The sequence below is a fragment of the Salinimicrobium profundisediminis genome (assembly GCF_026241755.1).
GTDB lineage: Bacteria > Bacteroidota > Bacteroidia > Flavobacteriales > Flavobacteriaceae > Salinimicrobium > Salinimicrobium profundisediminis.
Map to the genome: position 1 here is coordinate 112,503 of NZ_JAPJDA010000001.1, position 18,915 is coordinate 131,417.

Sequence of the window (18,915 nt, forward strand, 5' to 3'; positions counted from 1 at the left end):
CCACACCCTATTTTTCTCTCCACTACTAAGGCACTCTATTATACAGACTCTGCCTCTGTAACATATTCTTATAATAAGGAGAATCTTTTTCGAAATAGGGAAAAAATATCATCATTAAATGATAAAATAATATTAACAACAGCTTAACATGTGCTTTAAATTTGACTAAGGAAATTTTTCCAGTTCTGAAGATATAACAAATATTCGGTTGGAAAGCTTCCGAAATCTTTAGCGAGTTAACCACAAATATTAACAACACAAATTCTTATGTACAAAAATCCAAACAAGAGCGAAAACGTTTTCTATCGCTATGGCAAGATTTTACTCATGCTGATCTTTTGTTCGACCGCAACTATGGCACAGGCACAAGAGAAGGTGAATGGTACTGTGACCGACAGTAATGGAATACCCCTTTTGGGAGTAAACGTAATCGAAAAGGGAACGACAAATGGTACCACAACAGATTTTGACGGAAATTTTCAAATTACTGTAGAGGGACCAACAGATCTCGTTTTTAGCTATGTAGGTTTTGTAACCCAGGAGTTAAAAGTAACTCCGGGACAAAATTTCAATATCTCATTAAATGATGATGCCCAGGCACTTGAAGAAGTAGTAGTCATTGGATATGGGGCTCAATTAAAAGAAAATATTACGGGCTCTGTAGCAAGAATTAGTTCAGAAGAACTGGAGAACGTACCACAGGTAAGCGTAGACCAACTTATGCAAGGTCGTGCCGCCGGGGTAGCTATTTCAAAGAACTCGGGACAGCCCGGTGCAGCTGTGTCGGTAAGAATACGCGGGGTAAACTCTATTACAGGTTCTAGTGAACCACTATACATCATTGATGGAGTGCCCACTTCGGGAGAAGCAGGTGCCGAAGGGCTAAGTCCCCTGGCTGCTTTAAACCCGAATGACATCGAATCTATCAACATTCTTAAAGATGCTTCAGCTACCGCTATTTATGGTTCAAGAGGATCAAACGGTGTAGTGTTGATCACCACTAAGAAAGGGAAATTAGGCAAGAGCAAATTAAGCTACAATACTTATGTTGCATTACAACGTCCAACTAATAAGATGGACGTTATGAACCTACAGGAATATGCTCTCCACCAAAACAACATTGGAGAGATTTACAACCTAAATCAACAAATAGAGTTCCTTAATCCAGACCTTCTTGGCAATGGAACTGACTGGCAGGCACAAGTTTTTGATGACGCAATTTTACAAAACCATCAGCTCGCATTTTCAGGAGCAAAAGAAGGAATCAATTACTTCCTCTCCACCTCCTATACCGATCAGGAAGGTACTGTTATTGGTTCTGGATTTGACCGTATGACGGTAAGAGCAAATATTAATGCCGATATTAAAGACTGGATATCTACAGGAGTAAATATTTCTGCCAGTAGAACAAATGATAAGATCACATTGAACAACGAAAGTAATGGGATCATTTCGCTTTCGCTTCTCAACAATCCCGCCACAGCAGTTTACAATCCAGACGGATCTTTCGCCGGACCTGTAACTCCGGATGAAATTGCCTACGGAACCCGTAACCCTATTGCTGAAGCGTTAAGTATTCAAAACAATGTAGAAAGAAACAGGGTATTAGGTAATATTTTTGTAGAACTTGATTTGCCTGCCAATTTCACCTTTAGAACAGAAATAGGTGGCGATGTTGGCAATAACCTGAGAGATTACTTTCAACCTACGTATTCTTACGGAAACATCGAAAGCGGACAAAACCGTTTCCAGGCTGTTCGGGAAAACAGCACCTTTTGGATCTTAAAGAACCTGCTTACTTATAACAATTCTTTTGCTGATAAGCATGCGGTAACTGTTCTTGTGGGGCAGGAAGTACAGGAATCCAGCTGGGAAGGCGTCACCGCAGTAGACGGACAATTTGTGAGTAATAAGCTACCGGTACTCGGCCAGGGAAATGCAGATGACCTTGTAGATCAATACATAGGTAGCTCTGCTTTAGAGTCTTATTTTGGACGTGCGATTTACACCTTTGATGATAAATATAACTTAACCCTCTCTTTAAGAGCAGATGGTTCTTCCAAGTTTGCAGAGGGCAATAAATGGGGTTATTTTCCCTCAGTAGCTGCTTCATGGATACTTTCCAGAGAGGCATTTATGGAAGGTTTCACTACTCTAGAAGATGTTAAAATCTATGGAGGATATGGAGAGGTAGGAAATCAAAACATTCCCAACTTTGCCTATGGTGTAGTTCTAAACCCGATGAACACGGGATTAGGTACAGGTTTTGAATACGCTAACTATAAGAATGAAGATCTAACCTGGGAATCATCGGTTATGGCCAACTTTGGACTGGACTTCTCTGCACTTGACCAAAGGTTAAACACCACCGTGGAACTTTGGCATAAAACTTCTAAAGACTTTTTATTCCAATACGCTGTAACAGACTTTGTAACTGGAGGCCAGTCACCGGGTGCTATTGCCGCCCCATGGATCAACCTTGGAGAAATGGTGAACAAAGGGATTGATTTGGCGATAAGCTATAAAACTTTAGGAGAATCAGACTTTAATTATGGTGGTACACTTACCTTTTCTCATTATAAAAATGAAGTTACAGAGCTTCTGGGAGATCTAAAGATTAACCAGGCGCTTTATATAAGTGACTCTAATATGAACGTCACTCTTACCCAGGTTGGAGAGCCTGTGGGTATGTTCTACGGATATAAAGTAGCAGGAATGTTCCGCACTCTCGAAGACCTTGAAAATGCACCTATCCAATTTGGAAGACCTGTAAGAGACGAACTCTTTGGCACTACCTGGTTAGGAGATATCAAGTATGAAGACATCAATGGTGATGGCGTTATTAATAGTGAAGACCGAACTGTTATTGGTAACCCTCATCCCGATTTCACTTTTGGTTTCCAGAACAACTTCAGCTATAAGAATTTTGAATTAGGAGTTTTCCTTCAGGGATCCTATGGTAATGACGTCTTTAGTGGTGTAAAACGAACCCTTACAGCAGGAAGCAGTTACTATGTTAACCAGGATCCAATCGTTCTTGATTACTGGTCAGTAGCAAACCCAGATGGGCAGCAACCTCGTCTTGTAAGGGGTAGTGAATCAAACCCAAACATCATCATGTCTGACAGGTATATTGAAGATGGTTCTTATATAAGAATTCAAAATGTAACTTTAGGTTACACACTTGAAAGAGAGACTGCTAAAAAGTTTGGTATGGATAACCTGAAGGTGTACGGAAGTATCCAGAACCTTTACACTTTTGACAATTACTACGGCTACGATCCGGAAGTTGGAACATATAACCAAAATACTCTCTTGATGGGAGTTGATAACGGTCGTTATCCTTCCCCAAGAACATTTACGCTTGGAATAAATGTTGAATTATAATATTGATATGATGAAGAAATTATTTAGAACCAAAAAAGTACTCGTGCTGGCAGGACTCACTACAGCACTGATTCTGAGCTCCTGTTCCGACGATTTTCTGGACAGGACCCCAGAAGATGCCTATAACGTTGATGATTTTTATCAAACCGAAGCTGAAGTAGAAGCTGCAGCCAATCACCTCTATTCCCGACCCTGGTTTTCATTTATAAGTAATGTTTCATGGGGCATAGGAGAGTTGGCCTCGGGTAACGCCCGTACCTGGGATGCCCGAAATTCAGAATTTCAAACTTTCGCTATTACCGGAGAACATGGAACATTGACACAGGCATGGGAAAGTCTCTATGCAGTTATTGCTCAATCTAACTCGGTGATCAATACGCTTCCTGAAAAGGTAAGCCCAGAGGTTCCTGAAAATGTTGTCAATAACTCTATTGCAGAAGCCAAAATGATTCGTGCTACAGCATATTTTTATCTCGTTCGCATCTTTGGAACAGTGCCTATTCTTGAAGATAACACCAAATATGTACTTGAACCCGTAGTTCCAAGAAATCGTGTAGAGGATATTTATGAATTTATAAAGCGTGACCTTGAATTTGCTGTGGAAAATCTACATGATAGAACCCAGACTTCACAGTACCAAACCGGGAGAGTAGACAGCAACTCAGCCAAGGCTATGTTAGCTAAAATTCATCTTTATCAGGAGAATTGGTCTATGGCTTATCAACTTGCAAACGAAGTGATCAACTCGGGCGCCTTCAGCCTTATGGAAGATTACAATGATCTATTCCTCGTACAGAATGATAATAATGTAGAATCTGTGTTTGCTTTACAATGGACAGATTCTGGAGTGTATTCAGAAGGAAATTCCCTTCAGTCTTTTTATGGTTCTTCAGGCATCTCTGGATTTGCCGATGGCTGGTCTGCTTTAGGTCCTTCCATAAGCCTGCAAGACGCCTACGAAGATAATGACGCGCGCTATTATGGTACTATCATGGCTCCCGGTGCAGTATATCCAAATATCAATGGCGGTTACACAGTTCCCGACAACATCGACTTTCAGGGAACTAATGTAGGAATCAAAAAGTATGTGGTGGGCAAAGTTGGTGGAGGAATGATGAGTTATCCCAACAACACTTATATCATTCGTTATGCTGAGGTACTCCTAATTAAAGCTGAAGCAGCAATAATGGGTGGAGGTCCTGTCGATGAAGGTCTCAAAGCCCTTAATAAGGTACGGGAAAGAGCAGAACTTGAAGCTCTTGAGTCTTACACTCGTGAAGATGTTTTCCAGGAAAGAAGAATTGAGCTTGCTCTTGAGGGAGAATTTTGGTACGACGTAATTAGAAGAGGACCAGAGTTTTCAATTCCATTCCTTGCAGCACAGGAAAAAGGGACTTTTGATGATTCTACTACTCCTCCTACTATTTTTTCAGAGAAGTTCACTCCAACCATGGATGACCTGTTATTTCCTTACCCCAGTAACGAAATTCAAAACAACCCGGCATTATTAGAACCGCCGGTACCCTTTGACTTTGGTGATGAAAACTAATTCTAAAGCTTAAAACAAAAACTATGAAATTTAGTAGTAACACAAAATTCCCCCTTCTTTTACTTCTCCTGGTAATATGCTCTTTTACTTCCTGTGAAAGCGACTTTGACGTCGAGGAGATAAAGGGTGGAAGTGAACCTCCGGTGATCACAAGTGTAAGTGAAGCTAGAGAAGATAATCCTGTTACACAGGGAGTACTTGAGAACACCTATATCATTAGAGGTAAGAATTTTTCTTCCCTTACCGAAATATGGTTTAATGGCGTAAGAGCCAGCTTTAACCCTGCACTAACCCAGGATGATCTTACATTCACTTCTGTACCAAGAAATGCTCCTTATGTAGGGCAGGAAAATACCCTGAGACTTGTAAATCTTCACGGGGAGACCACTTATGATTTCTCGCTTCTCACTATTGAAGATTTTACTGAAGCTACCACCACTGAGGGTATAAAAACCGTAACACTCATTGGAGGTGATTTTTCTGAAACCAGTAAAGTTACTTTTGTTTCGGGTACTGCCGAAGATGGAAACCTTGTAGAAAGTGAAGCAGAAATCCTTTCTGTTTCTGAAACCCAGGTAACAGTTAAAGTACCAGACGGAATAGAACAGGCATACATTTACCTGGAAACTGCCAGAGGAGCAGTAGCACAATCAGAGTCTTATGGCTTTAGTTACTCCATTTTCATTGATGCGCTTAACCCCGATTGGGAAATGAGCCAATGGGGCGGAACTTTTGATGTAGAGAATACCGATCCGGCACTTGGGCAGTACTCTATTGCCAGTTATCGTGAAGGATGGTCTGGTTTAACCTTTTTATCTACAACGAACATCCCTTACTCCGATTATCAGGCGCTCACTGTTTCTTTGTATGGAACAGTAGAAGGCCAACTGGTGAATATCGCTCTAAATGATTTTGCAGCTTCTGTGCAGGTAAAATTGATCAAGGGACAATGGACTAAATATGTTATTCCTCTTAGAGACTGGTATCCAACAGGTGGTGCTCCTGCACTTATTACCAGAATTGATTTCCAGGAAGCAACTAACACAGCCCTGCCACAGTACATCTTTTATGTAGATGACTTTGGATTTCTGTAAACCTAAATAAAAAGGAATAGACAATGGGACCGGAAGGAGGTTTAGCGAGCTACTTTCCAATCTTCAAAAACCAAAATTCCGGTTCCATTTAATCAAACCATAATCAGATGAAAAAAGTAAAAATAAACTCTCTTTTAATTTTACTGGCAGTAGTGGGCTTCGTTTCCTGTGAGAAGGAAGATGACCTCTATCCACAGTTGGGGGATGATCCTCGCAACCTCAGTGAAATTATTTCCTCCACTCCTAACCTATCTTCTTTCTACGGAGCTATGGGGGAAGTGGAAACGAATATTGATTCTATTCTTAGACAAACTACAACTTATACCGTATTTGCTCCACAAGACGCCGCTTTCTCCAGTGTAGACTCTGAAGTTACTCAAAACCTCGTGCTAAATCATATGATAAGCACACTAACGGCTGACTTTAGCCATAACCTATCTACAGGATATGCACCCACAATGGCTACAGGTCCCGAAGGTGAATTTCTTGATCTCTTTATAAACACAGAAGGAGGAATTTCTCTCAATGGCATGGCTACAGTCCAGCCCGGCACATCAGATGTTGGTGCTACCAACGGAGTGCTGCATGTAATTGATGGAGTTTTAGTTCCTCCTACAGTAGCCGATCACGCAGAAGCAAATCCAAATTTTTCAATGTTGGCAGCTGCCATAGAAAGAGCAGGATTAACCGAAACGCTCTCCATTAGAGACACCGAAAATGAATCCTATCCTATCACCTTTTTCGCTCCCACAAATGCAGCCTTTGAAAACTTGATTAGCCGGCTCAACGGAGCTTTTGGATGGGCCACTTTAGAAGATGTACCGGTTGAAACGCTTCAGGAAATCCTGATGTATCATGTGGTACCAGGGGACAATACACTTTCTGCACTGGTTCCGGGTTCTGAATTTATCGCTATGGATGGAAACAGCTTTGCTGTAGACGATAATTCAATAATTTCTGATGCCAGTTATGATACCGCGAATATTGTCCTTACAGATGTACAGGCCGTAAACGGAGTAATGCACGGAATCGATAAGGTTTTGTTACCTGAAAATGTTTTCCAAAGCATTTTGGGTGCAACCCTGGATATCAAAGCCCGGGCTGAAGACAAAGGTTACTCTTCCTTCCTTGCTGCTGCAGAAAAAGCAGGATTATCCACAATGCTGGCAGAAGATGAGCTAACGGCATTTATACCTAACAACGATGCTTTTACTGCGCTTTTTGCTGTCATTGAAAATTTTGAAAGCCTGGAAGATTTTGACACTCCGGAAGAAATAGCACTTCTAAAAGGTCTTTTAGAATATCATTTACATTCCGGTGTTATCATGTCCAGTCAACTTAAAGACGGACTGAGTATTTCTACTCTACATAAAGATAATTTCACCGTAGATCTTTCAGGAGATAATCCACGATTACAACCCACCTATGAGGATGCTATTCCATCAACCATAGTGATGATTAATATTGGAGCTACCAATGGAGTTATTCATGAGATCAATAGGTTACTTGTACCAAACGAACTGGTGAAGGCACTTGGCTTCCCTTCAGATGAAGGCGGGGTATGTCCTGTTGGTGATCCTGAGCTGGTATTCTTTGACTGGGATGACAAAGGTATTTACTGGGGTAACGTAGCAGCCGAAAATGATGCTTCTATAAGCCTTGATGGCAGCAGTTATGGCAGGGCTAATTTCCAGACAGGCGGAACAGGATGGCAGGATCTTTTCTGGAGAAATGGCGGTACCCTTAATGGAGGCGCTATTGTTGGAGATGATCTTCAGGGTTACTCTCTAAAGTTCGAAATTAATGTTATTGAACCTATCAACGACGGAATGTTTAGAATCAGGTTCAAGGATTCAGACGGGGTGGATGCCATCTATAACTGGCAGCCCTGGGAAGAAACAGGTGAACCTTTTAGTACAGATGGATGGGAGACTATTGAGATTCCGCTTTCCGTGCTGGGGGTACCAGATTTTAGTCTCATAGATGCTGAATTCGGAATGGCTTTCGAAGGTGCAGATGTACTGCTAAACTTTGCCATAGACAATGTTCGTTTTGACACTCCGGGAGGATGCGGAAGCGGACCAGACCCTGTTGCAGATACCGATGCTGTTTTCTTTGACTGGGATAATAAAGGTAAATACTGGGGAGCTGTTGAGCCCGAAGATAATCCTGCTGTTTCTTTAGACGGAAGCAAGTACGGAAGAATCAACCAGCAAACAGGATCAGACGCATGGTTTGAGCTGTTCTGGAGAAACGATGACACTTTCTACGGAGCAGATATGGTTGGTTCCAATGTGGATGATTATGTATTGAAATTCGACCTAGCCACCTTTGAACCTATCAATGACGGTATGTTCAAAATTAGGTTTAATGCCTCTACGGGAGTAGACGCATTTTACAACTGGCAGCCGTGGGAAGAAACAGGAGAAGCTTTTGATACTCAAGGAAACTGGGTAACGGTAACGATTCCTGTTTCAGCGTTAGGACAACCAGATTTTGGTCTTGTAGATGCCGAATTTGGAATGGCTTTCCAGGGTGCCGATATCCTTCTCAATTTCGCCATTGATAATGTAAGATTTGAAAAAAAATAAATAAAATGAATTAGCCTTAAAATATTCCCTGTTCGATCTTCGGCAGGGAATATTTTTAAATTATAAAGCATGAAAAATAACATCATATTACTCCTATTTCTCACGATTAGCCTGAATACATTTGCACAAAAATTTGACGGGCTCGCAGAAACGCCTCCTATGGGCTGGAACAGCTGGAACACATTTGCCACAGATATCAATGAACAACTTGTAAAAGATATTGCCGATAAATTTGTGGAGTTGGGTCTAAAGGATGCCGGTTATGAATACATCGTTCTAGATGATGGTTGGATGACCAGGGAAAGGGATGAAAATGGAGACCTCGTTCCAGACCCAGAAAAATTTCCAAATGGTATGAAAGCCGTGGCAGATTATGTACACTCCAAAGGGCTTAAGTTCGGTTTGTATGGTGATGCCGGCACTAAAACCTGTGCCGGATATCCTGGAAATCGAGGATATGAATATCAGGATGCCAAAAAATATGCTGAATGGGGTGTGGACTTTTTAAAGTATGACTGGTGCAGCACCGGGAAGCAAAATGCTGAAGCTTCCTACACAACCATGCGTGATGCTCTTTATAAAGCAGGAAGGCCGGTAGTGCTTAGCATTTGTGAATGGGGAGATAATGAGCCATGGAAATGGGCTCAGGATATTGGCCACCTTTGGCGGGTTACAGGAGATATTATTAACTGCTGGGATTGTGAAGTAGGTCATGGCACCTGGTCTTCATGGGGTATATGGCCCATCATAAATATGCGCAGCAATATCCGGAAGGCAGCAGGTCCCGGGCAATGGAATGACTATGACATGATGGAAGTAGGAAATGGATTTACTGATGCCGAAAACCGATCTCATTTTGCAATGTGGAGTATGCTCACTTCTCCTTTAGTTATGGGGAACGATCTTAGAACAGCTTCAAAAGAAACTGTGAAGACGCTTGCCAATAAAGAAGTAATTGCAGTAAATCAGGATAAATTGGGGATACCAGCTTTACGCTTCACCAATGAAGGAGACTTTGAAATTTGGGTAAAACCCCTTGCAGACGATGAATGGGCCATGGTGATTGTAAATATGGCAGATGCACCCAGAACTATTGATTTCGACTGGAATAAACATCAAATAGGTGACGATTTACATAACAGGCAGCTGGATATAAAAAACAAAAAGTATAAGATTCGAGACCTTTACAACCACAATGATATTGGTGATACCAGTAAAAATTTAAAAGCCACAATAGACTCTCATGATGTTCTCATGGTACGACTAAGAAAATAAGTCCATCAAAAAGAGGTGTCAAAAAAGGTATTTTTGACACCTCTTTTATTTTATCCCTGTTCAATTGCACAGCTCATCTTTAGTTAACACCAATGAAATTCTTATATCTCATTTCTTTTCTGATTCTATTATCCTGTGACGAAAAACAAAAGGATTACAGGGCTCTGCAAAATTTAGAAGGAGAATGGCAGTTTGCACTGGATAGTGCAAACCTTGGGATTGATGAAAAATGGTATTTAACCAATTTTGATAATTCAGTTCAATTACCGGGGACAACAGATTCAAATGAGAAAGGAATACGCAACAAAGACACTACAACAGCACATTTAAACAGGCTTTACAGATATGAAGGGGCTGCCTGGTATAGAAAAAAGATCACTGTACCTGAAGAATTTCAAGGCAAACATATCAACTTATTCCTTGAACGAACCAAAACCTCAAAAATATGGATCGACAGTACACTGTTGGGAGGTTCGCAGCTGTTACAATCCCCGCAGGTCTTTGACGCTTCACAGTACCTGTCTCCGGGAGAACATTATATAACAATAAGGGTAGATAACTCCCTTGATCTTACGCCGTACGGGAATGTACATATCTATTCAGATGACAGTCAGACCAACTGGAACGGGATTTTAGGAGATATTTACCTCGAAGCCTCATCAAAAACCCGTCTTTCCAATATTCGGGTATATCCTGATGTTGCAGATCAAAAAATCAAAATACTTCTGGAGGTAGACAATCCGATGCTACATGAAGAGCTGGAAGTGGTACTTAAAATCGAAAAGAAATTCCGTGGAAAAACAAAGGAGTTACCAGCCCGAAAAATTACAGTTAAACCGGAGCCAAGAATAGAATTGGAGTACGTCTTTGAGGAACCGGCAGATCTGTGGGATGAGTACGAACAACCCCTCTATCACTTAACCGCTATAGTCTCTGGCGGCGAAGAAAAGGATGCTCTAAAAGTTCCTTTTGGTATGCGGGAGTTCAAAACTCAAGGCACCCAATTTGTTATCAATGGGCGAACTACCTTCCTGCGAGGAAAACATGATGCCGCTGTGTTTCCGTTAACTGGTTATGCACCAATGAACGTTGAGGATTGGAAAAGGGTGTACAGGATTGCAAAAAAGTACGGGATCAATCATTACCGGTTCCATTCCTACACGCCCCCCAAAGCTGCTTTTACTGCAGCCGATGAGGAAGGAATTTATTTACAGGTAGAACTACCATTTTGGGGAGGTTTAGAATCCGATTCAGTTGCCGAAATGCAGAGAAAAGAAGGACTCGCATTGCTTAAGGCCTACGCTAATCATCCCTCATTTGTACTTTTTCCCCCGGGAAACGAGATTTGGAGCGGCCATGAGAATGTTGAAAAGAACATGCTGGACTTAAAAAAACATGATGATCGACCATTATATACTATGGGTTCTAATAACAATATAGGTTATGTGGCACCACGTGATTACTCTGAATTCTACGTAGGTTCCAGAACCCCTTCAAATGGTGACACCATTCTCACACATACCAGACTCACCCATGCCTTTGCCGATTCAAATGATGGAGGTATTCTCAATACCCAAAAACCTTTGACGCAGGTTGATTATTCTTATGCTGTTAATCAGCTGGACATTCCGCTTATAAGCCATGAAATAGGGCAGTATCAAATCTATCCCGATTATGATGAAATAAATAAATATACCGGAGTTTTAAAGGCGTGGAACCTTGAAAAATTTCGGGAAAGTCTGAAAGAATCCGGAATGGAGGGTATGGACAGTATTTTTCAGAAAGCTTCCGGCGCCTGGTCTGCCATTTGTTACAAAGCTGAAATGGAAGCAGCCCTGAAGACTGAAGGCATGGCCGGCTTCCAATTACTTGACCTGCAGGATTTCCCTGGTCAGGGCACAGCTATGGTAGGCATCCTGGATTCTTTTATGGACAGCAAGGGAGTAATAACGCCAGAAACCTGGAGACAGTCCTGTAATGATGTAGTTGTTTTACTGAAATTCCCAAAGTTCACCTGGACCAGTGGTGAAATTTTTCAAGCTGAAGCAGTCGTTGTAAATTATTCTAATACCATTATCAACAGCGACCTGGACTGGAAGTTAAAAAGATCAAATGGAACACCTCTTGAAAAAGGAACATTTAAGAATCTAAAAATGGTAAATGGGGGACTCTTTTCCGTAGGGGTTATAGAGGTAGATCTTTCTTCAATAGATAAATCTGAGAGACTGGATCTTGAGGTGGAAATCGCTAATACCACATATACTAATTCTTACCCGCTATGGGTATACCCTTCAGCTAATCAGATAGATGTTCCAGAAGAAATCATTGTTTCAGAAAAATTGGATCTGCAGACCATTGATGTATTAAAAAATGGTGGTAAAGTGCTATTATTTCCCAAGACGGAAGATGTAAAGGAACAAAGTGTTTCGGGACATTTCCCACCAGAATTTTGGAATTACGGTATGTTTAAAAGTATTAGCGAACGCATAGGTAAACCTGTCTCTCCAGGCACTCTTGGAATTTTAACTAAACCTGAGCATCCGCTATTCAACTCTTTCCCAACAGATTTTCACACGAACTGGCAGTGGTTTTCTATATTGAAAGCCAGTAACTCATTGATCCTCGATAGCACAGAGAACAATTACTCACCCATCGCACAGGTCATTGATAATCTTGAAAGAAACTACAAACTCGGTTTGATCTTTGAATTTAAAGTAGGGAAAGGGAAACTGCTGGTATGTATGTCGCAGCTCAACAAGTTGAAGGGAATCCCTGAAGCTGATCAACTTTACACCTCTATTCTTCGATATATGAGTAGCGATATTTTTAATCCTGCTTATAAGATCAATACTGAAAAATTGGTTGAAATATTGTAGAAATAGATAATTAATAAGTTTTCTACTCTTGTTCTACAGGATAGATCTTTGCAGCCCAGCCACCTCCGGGTGCCATGTGAATTTTGAAATGTTCCCCAGTAGAAAGCTTTGATACTTCCCGAACATAATCTGTGGCTTCCCTGTCTGCATTTATGCCGTCTTTGAAAATTACCGCCTCATAATCTCCCTCTGGTAAAACGACAGATCAAGCTCAAGATCACGTGCATCCCAGTTGGTGATTGCACCAATATACCATATATCTCCTTTCCTTCGACCTATTGCTGCATACTCCCCCACTCTACCATCTAATGCAACAGTTTCATCGAATGTAGTGGGCACAGAAGCAATAAACTCCATGCTTTCAGATTCCTTTTTGTAGTTGGTGGGATTATCGGCAAGCATATTAAACGGGGCTTCATAAAGTACATATAGTGCGAGCTGGTGCACCCGTGTACCCTGGCTCATTGGTGCAGAATGCACAGCCCTAAAGTTTGCCTTATTAGCATTTTTCATAGCTCCGGGAGTATAGTCCATAGGACCTGCTAACATTCTTATAAATGGGATCCTCGTATCATAAAGTGGAAAATCAGTTTCAGACCATTTTGCATTCTCCAGCCCCCGCACACCTTCAAAGTTTACCACATTAGGATAGGTACGTTGCAGCCCGGTAGGTTTGTAAGAACCGTGAAAATCCAACATCAACTTATGATCTGCAGCCTTTTCAGCAAGATTGTAATAAAAATCTACCATTTTTTGATCATCCCTGTTCATGAAATCTACTTTGAGTCCCTTCACTCCCATTTCAGAATAAGTAGCCAGGGCTTTATCCATATTCTGCGCAAGCGGCAGATATCCCGACCATAGCCAGACACCTACATCTTTATTTCCGGCATATTCAATAATTTCTTTAAGATCTATCTCAGGAATTGTGTTGAGAATTTCTCCTTTTGGTGCCCATCCTTCATCCAGAAGGATATTCTCAATGTTTTGTTCAGCAGCAAAATCGGTGTAGTATTTATAAGTTTCCGTATTTATTCCGGCACGAAAATCCACTCCTGAAATATTCCAGTCATTCCACCAGTCCCATGCTACTTTTCCGGGTTCAATCCAGGAAGTATCATCTATTCGTGGCGCAGCAGCAAGCTTGTAGATCATATCATTATTGAGAAGTTCTTTATCTTCATCACTTATGATCACAACACGCCACGGAAATTTTCTTTTGCCTGAAGTTTTAGCAATATAGTCTGCCCGTTTCGTTACAAAAGATTGTAAACCATTATGTCCTCCCTGTTCTTCTTCTAAGGGATAACCGGCAAATTCTCCTGTTAAAGAATTTCGTTTTTTTCCAGCCTTTAAGAACATTCCGGGATAACTTTCCAAATCGGCTTCGGTAATTGCAGCTTTCATTCCATTTGGTAATTCAACTAATACTGGAGCAAAAGCCACCGTGTCTTTAACTACCTCAGATAAAGGAATATGCTGATAATTATTTTCAAAAGAGATCTGGTAAACATCATATTCGGGATTATTGGCGTAAGGTATATACACCATATGATCACCTGAAAAATTGAAGTTCACCTCTTCAGAAACAACAGTGATATTTTTTTTCCTACTGGTGGTGAAGCGGTACGCCACACCTGAATTATAAACTCTAAAGATCAAGCCATAATTACTGCGGAATTTTAATGTAAGTTCATTGTATTTGTCTTCAACAACATCTTTTTTATAATTGATGGCTTCGATTGTAGTATTTATTTCCTTCTTTTCTGAATTGATTAGTTTCGGGTTCACTCCCAGTACTTCATCTTTCAACTGAAGTGCAATAGCTGAAGAAGAAATAACCTGCTGCGAACGATTCGTAACGGCCCAGGTAATACTGTCGTCAACATCTACCTTTACTTCAATTTCTGAATCAGGCGAAAGCAGTGTGAAGTTTTTGCCTTGTTGTGCAAAAAGATTACTACTTACTGCAAAAAAGACAGTAATAAATGAATATTTAAGGAAGTTCGTTACTGTTGAAGCTGAAAGACGAAAAATATTACTGGTAGAAATCATATATCTTAATTAATTAAATCCAAATTATTTTAGGTTGCCGGGGTATGGCAACGGCTTTTCTTCCCTCAATATCTTTATAACATTCTGCAGGGCCCGGAAATCATGATAAGTTGCTTTCCAGACATGCCCTTTCAAATCTTCCTTTGCTTCGGGATCTTTATCCAGCCCCCACTCATACCAGCCCCCAAATTCATCATCTATAATATATTTTTTAATGTAACCCCACTGCTTTTCAAAATAGTCTCTGTAATTCCTTTCATCTTCAGGAAAATACCGACTCATAATTAACAGAGTATTCAAGCCTTCTGCCTGTGCCCACCAGTTCTTCCTGGAATTCAAAATGCTTATTTGATCTTCTCCCTTAAAATAATATCCTCCGTCATAAAAGCCTCCGGTTTCCTGATCCCACCCATTGCGGAGAGAATGATCTACCATTTTTTTCCCTTTTTGGAGAGTTAGCGAATCGTTATCCATTCCAAGAGCATGAGAAGCTTCCAGCATCAGGTAAGCGGTCTCTACATCATGGCCAAAAGAAACATGATCCAGATAATAATGCTTATTTACTTCCTCCCTTGATCTATCCTGAAAACTCACCGGCTTCCAGTTTGGCTCAAAGAACAGGTTCATATATCCTTTTTCAGTAATGATCGTATCCCGAACAAGGATCAGCATCTCCTCCAGGCGCTCCCTGAGTAACTCATCGGGCCAAACCTCATAAAGGGTAGTGAAAGCTTCAAGAATATGGATAGAACTATTTTGATCCTTGTATCCTACATCAGATGTAGACGGCCATTCCGGAGTTCTTGCTATGGGTTTCCCATCAGTCCCCAGAACATTGAAGTAGCCTTTATGAACAGGATCGTAAGCCATCGCTTCTAACCAATAAAAAGTATTTATAGCAAGTTCCAAAGCCATTTGATTTCCGGAAGCACGATAATATTCTGCTAAACCGTAAATGGCAAAGGCATTTCCATAGGCTGTTTTTTCCTGTCCCGGTTGTAAAACAGGTTCGCCATCTTTGGTTACAAAATTATAAAAACCACCATGCACATAGTCCCACATCTCATCCTGCAAAAATTGAAACCCGTGTTCTGCATTGTTTAGATACATTTGTTTTTCAGGATAGATATCTCCAGCTATTGCATTGGTCCAGATGTGCCTTGCCTGGGTAACGATCATCTTATCCTGCTTTTTCCCTAGCTTAAAGTCCCGGGTAATTTGGCTATAATATCCCCCATTATCATGATCTAAAGACAGAGGGTACCATTTATTAAGAAGCTGCTCTTTTGCAGCAATTTCAAAATCCTCAACCAATATCTCGTCATCTGCACCTTCAGGATCCTGTGTACTAACGCAGGCGGTAAAAATTAAAGCGGAAAGAAGAGAATAACCAAAGACTCTCATGGAAGATCGATTTTGAAACCTAAAGATAAAATATTAGCTTGAATCCTGCGCCTGCTGAAAGAATACTATCTGAAAACGACAAAAAAGTATTAAGTCAAAAATTCATTAAAGGGCTATTTTTAAGGTTCAAATTCCATCCTATGAAGACCTACCTACAGTTTCTCCCGTTCCTGTTCTTTTTTAGTGCGTTTGCCCAGCAAAGCCAGGACACAACTAATACTTTCCGAATAAATGATCAGGAATATCTTGAAAGGCGGGGTGCAAATGTCATGCTGGCTCATGATTTTTATCCTGAAAGTCACCAGGGAGGTGTCGGACTTATCCAAAACGGAATTCGGGTGGCCACCAACGGAGATCTTCGACTGGAGCCTGCACCGGGGCAATGGCAACCGGTTCCAAAAGTGGGCGAGAGACAGGTAGACCGTCAAAAAGGGGAAATTAGCGTTCGCATGAGCTACCCAGATCCGTCGAAAGACAGAGTGGGTTTTAACCCTATTATATATCCGGAGCTTGACATGTCTTACACCCTAAAAGTGCTTCCGGAAGGAAAATCTTTCAGAATAGTAGTTGATCTTGATGAGCCGCTGCCCGAAGAATGGATTGGAAAAGTAGGGATGAATATTGAACTTTTCCCCGGAATTCTCTTCGGAAAATCTTACTACATGGGAGATGAATTCGGGATCTTTAACCGGCAGGCTAACGGCCCCGGGTTTTATACTAAAGAGGGTGAATACCGCCTGAAACCAATGGCCACCGGAAAGGAACTTACAGTAGCTCCCGAAGACGCTAAACAAACTTTAACCATTCGTAATCTTAAAAACAATGACCTGGAACTTCTGGACGGCCGGGCCATACACAGCAACGGCTGGTTTATCGTGCGTTCCCTGGTCCCTGCTGGCGCTACCAAAAATGCAATCGAATGGCTGGTAACTCCGAACGTTCTTGAAAAATTTACCTATGACCCTGTAGTGCAGGTTTCACAGGTAGGATATCATCCTGCCCAGGAAAAAATTGCGGTTGTGGAAACCGATAAGAATGACACTAATATAAAAGACATCAAACTTCTGAAGGTAAAAACCGATGGAGGTTTCACTGAAGTCATTTCCCAAAAACCTCAATTATGGGGAGACTTTATGAGATACAGGTATTATCAACTGGATTTTACCAGTGTGACCGATCCCGGAATGTATGTGGTGGAATACGGAGATTACACCACTGAACCTTTCCAAATTAATAAGGACATTTTCAAGAGGGACGTATGGCAGCCAACTCTCGAATATTTCCTGCCAGTTCAAATGTGCCACATGAGGGTGAACGACCGGTACAAGGTTTGGCACGGGCTGTGCCACATGGACGATGCCCGCATGGCGCCAGTAGACCACAATCATTTTGATGGCTATATTCAGGGCACCGAAACGCTCACCACATACGAACCAGGAGAGCATGTCCCTGGCTTAAACCAGGGAGGCTGGCATGACGCGGGAGATTACGATCTTAGAGTAGAATCTCAGGCAGCTACTGTTCAGGGTTTATCTCACATTTATGAAATATTCCAGGTAGATTACGATAACACCAGCATAGACCAGGAGACGCGGATCGTTGAGATCCTGCAACCCGATGGAAAACCGGATATTCTTCAGCAAATAGAACACGGACTGCTTTCCATTGTCAAGGGCTACGAGTCGCTAGACAGGTTTTACCGCGGAATTATTGTGCCCACCAAGCGGCAGTATATCCTGTTAGGTGATCCAGTAACCCACAGTGACAATGTTCCCTTCTCCAATAAACCTGAAGATAAAGATATTCCGATAGGACTTGAAGGAGCCCCCGATGATCGTTGGGTATTTACAGAAAATAACCCCCGCAGGGAACTGCAGGCTGCCGCAGGCCTTGCTGCTGCAGCGAGGGTAATGAAAGATTATAACCCCGATCTTGCACAGCGTAGCCTCAAAATTTCTGAAGAAATCTGGAATGTTATAAAACCTGATAATGAGCTTCAAAAAGTGATGCTTGCAGTAGAACTTTTGATAACTACAAAAGAGAAAAAGTATGCTGATTTTCTGGTTACAAACACAAATCTTATTGCTGAAAATATTTCACAAACCGGTTGGGTAGTTGGGCCTGCTCTTCCTTTTATCAATAATAAAAATTTCAAAGAGAAAGTAAGAGCCGCTGTAAAAGGTCATTTGCAAACCGTGCAGGAACAGGAAAAGAAAACGCCTTATGGAATGCCCTATGAACCCGATATTTGGGGAGCAGGTTGGGGAATTCAGGATTTTGGGGTAAAACAATACTTTTTCCACACCAGTTATCCTGATATTTTCCCTGCGAAGTACATGCTGAGTGCCATGAACTTTGTTTTAGGGGTCCATCCCGGCGTGAACACTTCTTCCTTTGCCTCAGGCGTGGGATCCAGATCATTAACTCAGGCGTACGGCGTAAACAGAGGAGATTTTTCACATATTCCCGGCGGAATTGGCTCGGGAACAGCCTTAATTCGCCCCGATTTTCCTGAATTGCTCGAGTGGCCTTTCCTATGGCAGCAAACAGAATACGTTTTGGGAGGCGGAACCACAGATTATCTCTTCCTGATCCTCGCTGCAGATAAATTATTGAATGAAAAATAATACCTGTCAAAAATGGCATTTTTGACACCCCACTTCAGGCATTATTCAGGGGGTGGA

Annotated in this window: 8 protein-coding genes and 1 pseudogene; 7 read left to right on the top strand and 2 right to left on the bottom strand. The window is 41.5% G+C overall.

The genetic code is table 11. The features are described 5' to 3' along the window. The first annotated feature begins 267 nt into the window (after window positions 1-267). From OQ279_RS00485 to OQ279_RS00510, 6 genes are all read left to right on the top strand, one after another. Window positions 268-3,387 carry a SusC/RagA family TonB-linked outer membrane protein gene (locus tag OQ279_RS00485; RefSeq protein WP_266067786.1) on the top strand — a complete coding sequence of 1,040 codons (3,120 nt, stop codon included), beginning with the start codon at window positions 268-270 and terminating at the stop codon, window positions 3,385-3,387. A gap of 7 nt (window positions 3,388-3,394) precedes the next feature. Next, window positions 3,395-4,936 (top strand): RagB/SusD family nutrient uptake outer membrane protein, encoded by a 1,542-nt coding sequence (locus OQ279_RS00490; protein ID WP_266067787.1) that lies wholly within the window; start codon window positions 3,395-3,397, stop codon window positions 4,934-4,936. A 23-nt stretch (window positions 4,937-4,959) separates the two neighbouring features. Further along, complete coding sequence (locus OQ279_RS00495) at window positions 4,960-6,030, top strand: hypothetical protein (protein WP_266067788.1); 1,071 nt, start codon at window positions 4,960-4,962, stop codon at window positions 6,028-6,030. 107 nt (window positions 6,031-6,137) lie between these two features. Beyond that, a complete protein-coding gene (locus OQ279_RS00500; RefSeq protein ID WP_266067789.1) occupies window positions 6,138-8,621 on the top strand; it encodes a glycan-binding surface protein in 2,484 nt (827 codons plus the stop codon). A 69-nt stretch (window positions 8,622-8,690) separates the two neighbouring features. Continuing rightward, on the top strand, window positions 8,691-9,896 hold the full coding sequence (locus OQ279_RS00505; RefSeq protein ID WP_266067790.1) for a glycoside hydrolase family 27 protein: 1,206 nt from the start codon (window positions 8,691-8,693) through the stop codon (window positions 9,894-9,896). A 92-nt stretch (window positions 9,897-9,988) separates the two neighbouring features. Further along, entirely contained in the window at window positions 9,989-12,772 is a 2,784-nt protein-coding gene (locus OQ279_RS00510; protein WP_266067791.1) for a DUF8487 domain-containing protein, read from the top strand. 22 nt (window positions 12,773-12,794) lie between these two features. Here OQ279_RS00510 and OQ279_RS00520 read toward each other — a convergent pair. Further along, a pseudogene (locus OQ279_RS00520) lies at window positions 12,795-14,827 on the bottom strand (retaining alpha-galactosidase). Window positions 14,828-14,851: 24 nt separating this feature from the next. After that, on the bottom strand, window positions 14,852-16,231 hold the full coding sequence (locus tag OQ279_RS00525) for an AGE family epimerase/isomerase (RefSeq protein WP_266067793.1): 1,380 nt from the start codon (window positions 16,229-16,231) through the stop codon (window positions 14,852-14,854). A 140-nt stretch (window positions 16,232-16,371) separates the two neighbouring features. Here OQ279_RS00525 and OQ279_RS00530 point away from each other — a divergent pair, with 140 nt between their 5' ends. Then, window positions 16,372-18,858, top strand: a complete 2,487-nt coding sequence (locus OQ279_RS00530) for a glycoside hydrolase family 9 protein (RefSeq protein ID WP_266067794.1) — start codon at window positions 16,372-16,374, stop codon at window positions 18,856-18,858. The last annotated feature ends 57 nt before the right edge of the window (window positions 18,859-18,915 follow it).

Coding starts and splice junctions, on each gene's coding strand:
- OQ279_RS00490 (WP_266067787.1), top strand. CDS start 3,395: ATGATGAAGAAATTATTTAGAACCAAAAAAGTACTCGTGCTGGCAGGA.
- OQ279_RS00510 (WP_266067791.1), top strand. CDS start 9,989: ATGAAATTCTTATATCTCATTTCTTTTCTGATTCTATTATCCTGTGAC.
- OQ279_RS00500 (WP_266067789.1), top strand. CDS start 6,138: ATGAAAAAAGTAAAAATAAACTCTCTTTTAATTTTACTGGCAGTAGTG.
- OQ279_RS00485 (WP_266067786.1), top strand. CDS start 268: ATGTACAAAAATCCAAACAAGAGCGAAAACGTTTTCTATCGCTATGGC.
- OQ279_RS00495 (WP_266067788.1), top strand. CDS start 4,960: ATGAAATTTAGTAGTAACACAAAATTCCCCCTTCTTTTACTTCTCCTG.
- OQ279_RS00525 (WP_266067793.1), bottom strand. CDS start 16,231: ATGAGAGTCTTTGGTTATTCTCTTCTTTCCGCTTTAATTTTTACCGCC.
- OQ279_RS00530 (WP_266067794.1), top strand. CDS start 16,372: ATGAAGACCTACCTACAGTTTCTCCCGTTCCTGTTCTTTTTTAGTGCG.
- OQ279_RS00505 (WP_266067790.1), top strand. CDS start 8,691: ATGAAAAATAACATCATATTACTCCTATTTCTCACGATTAGCCTGAAT.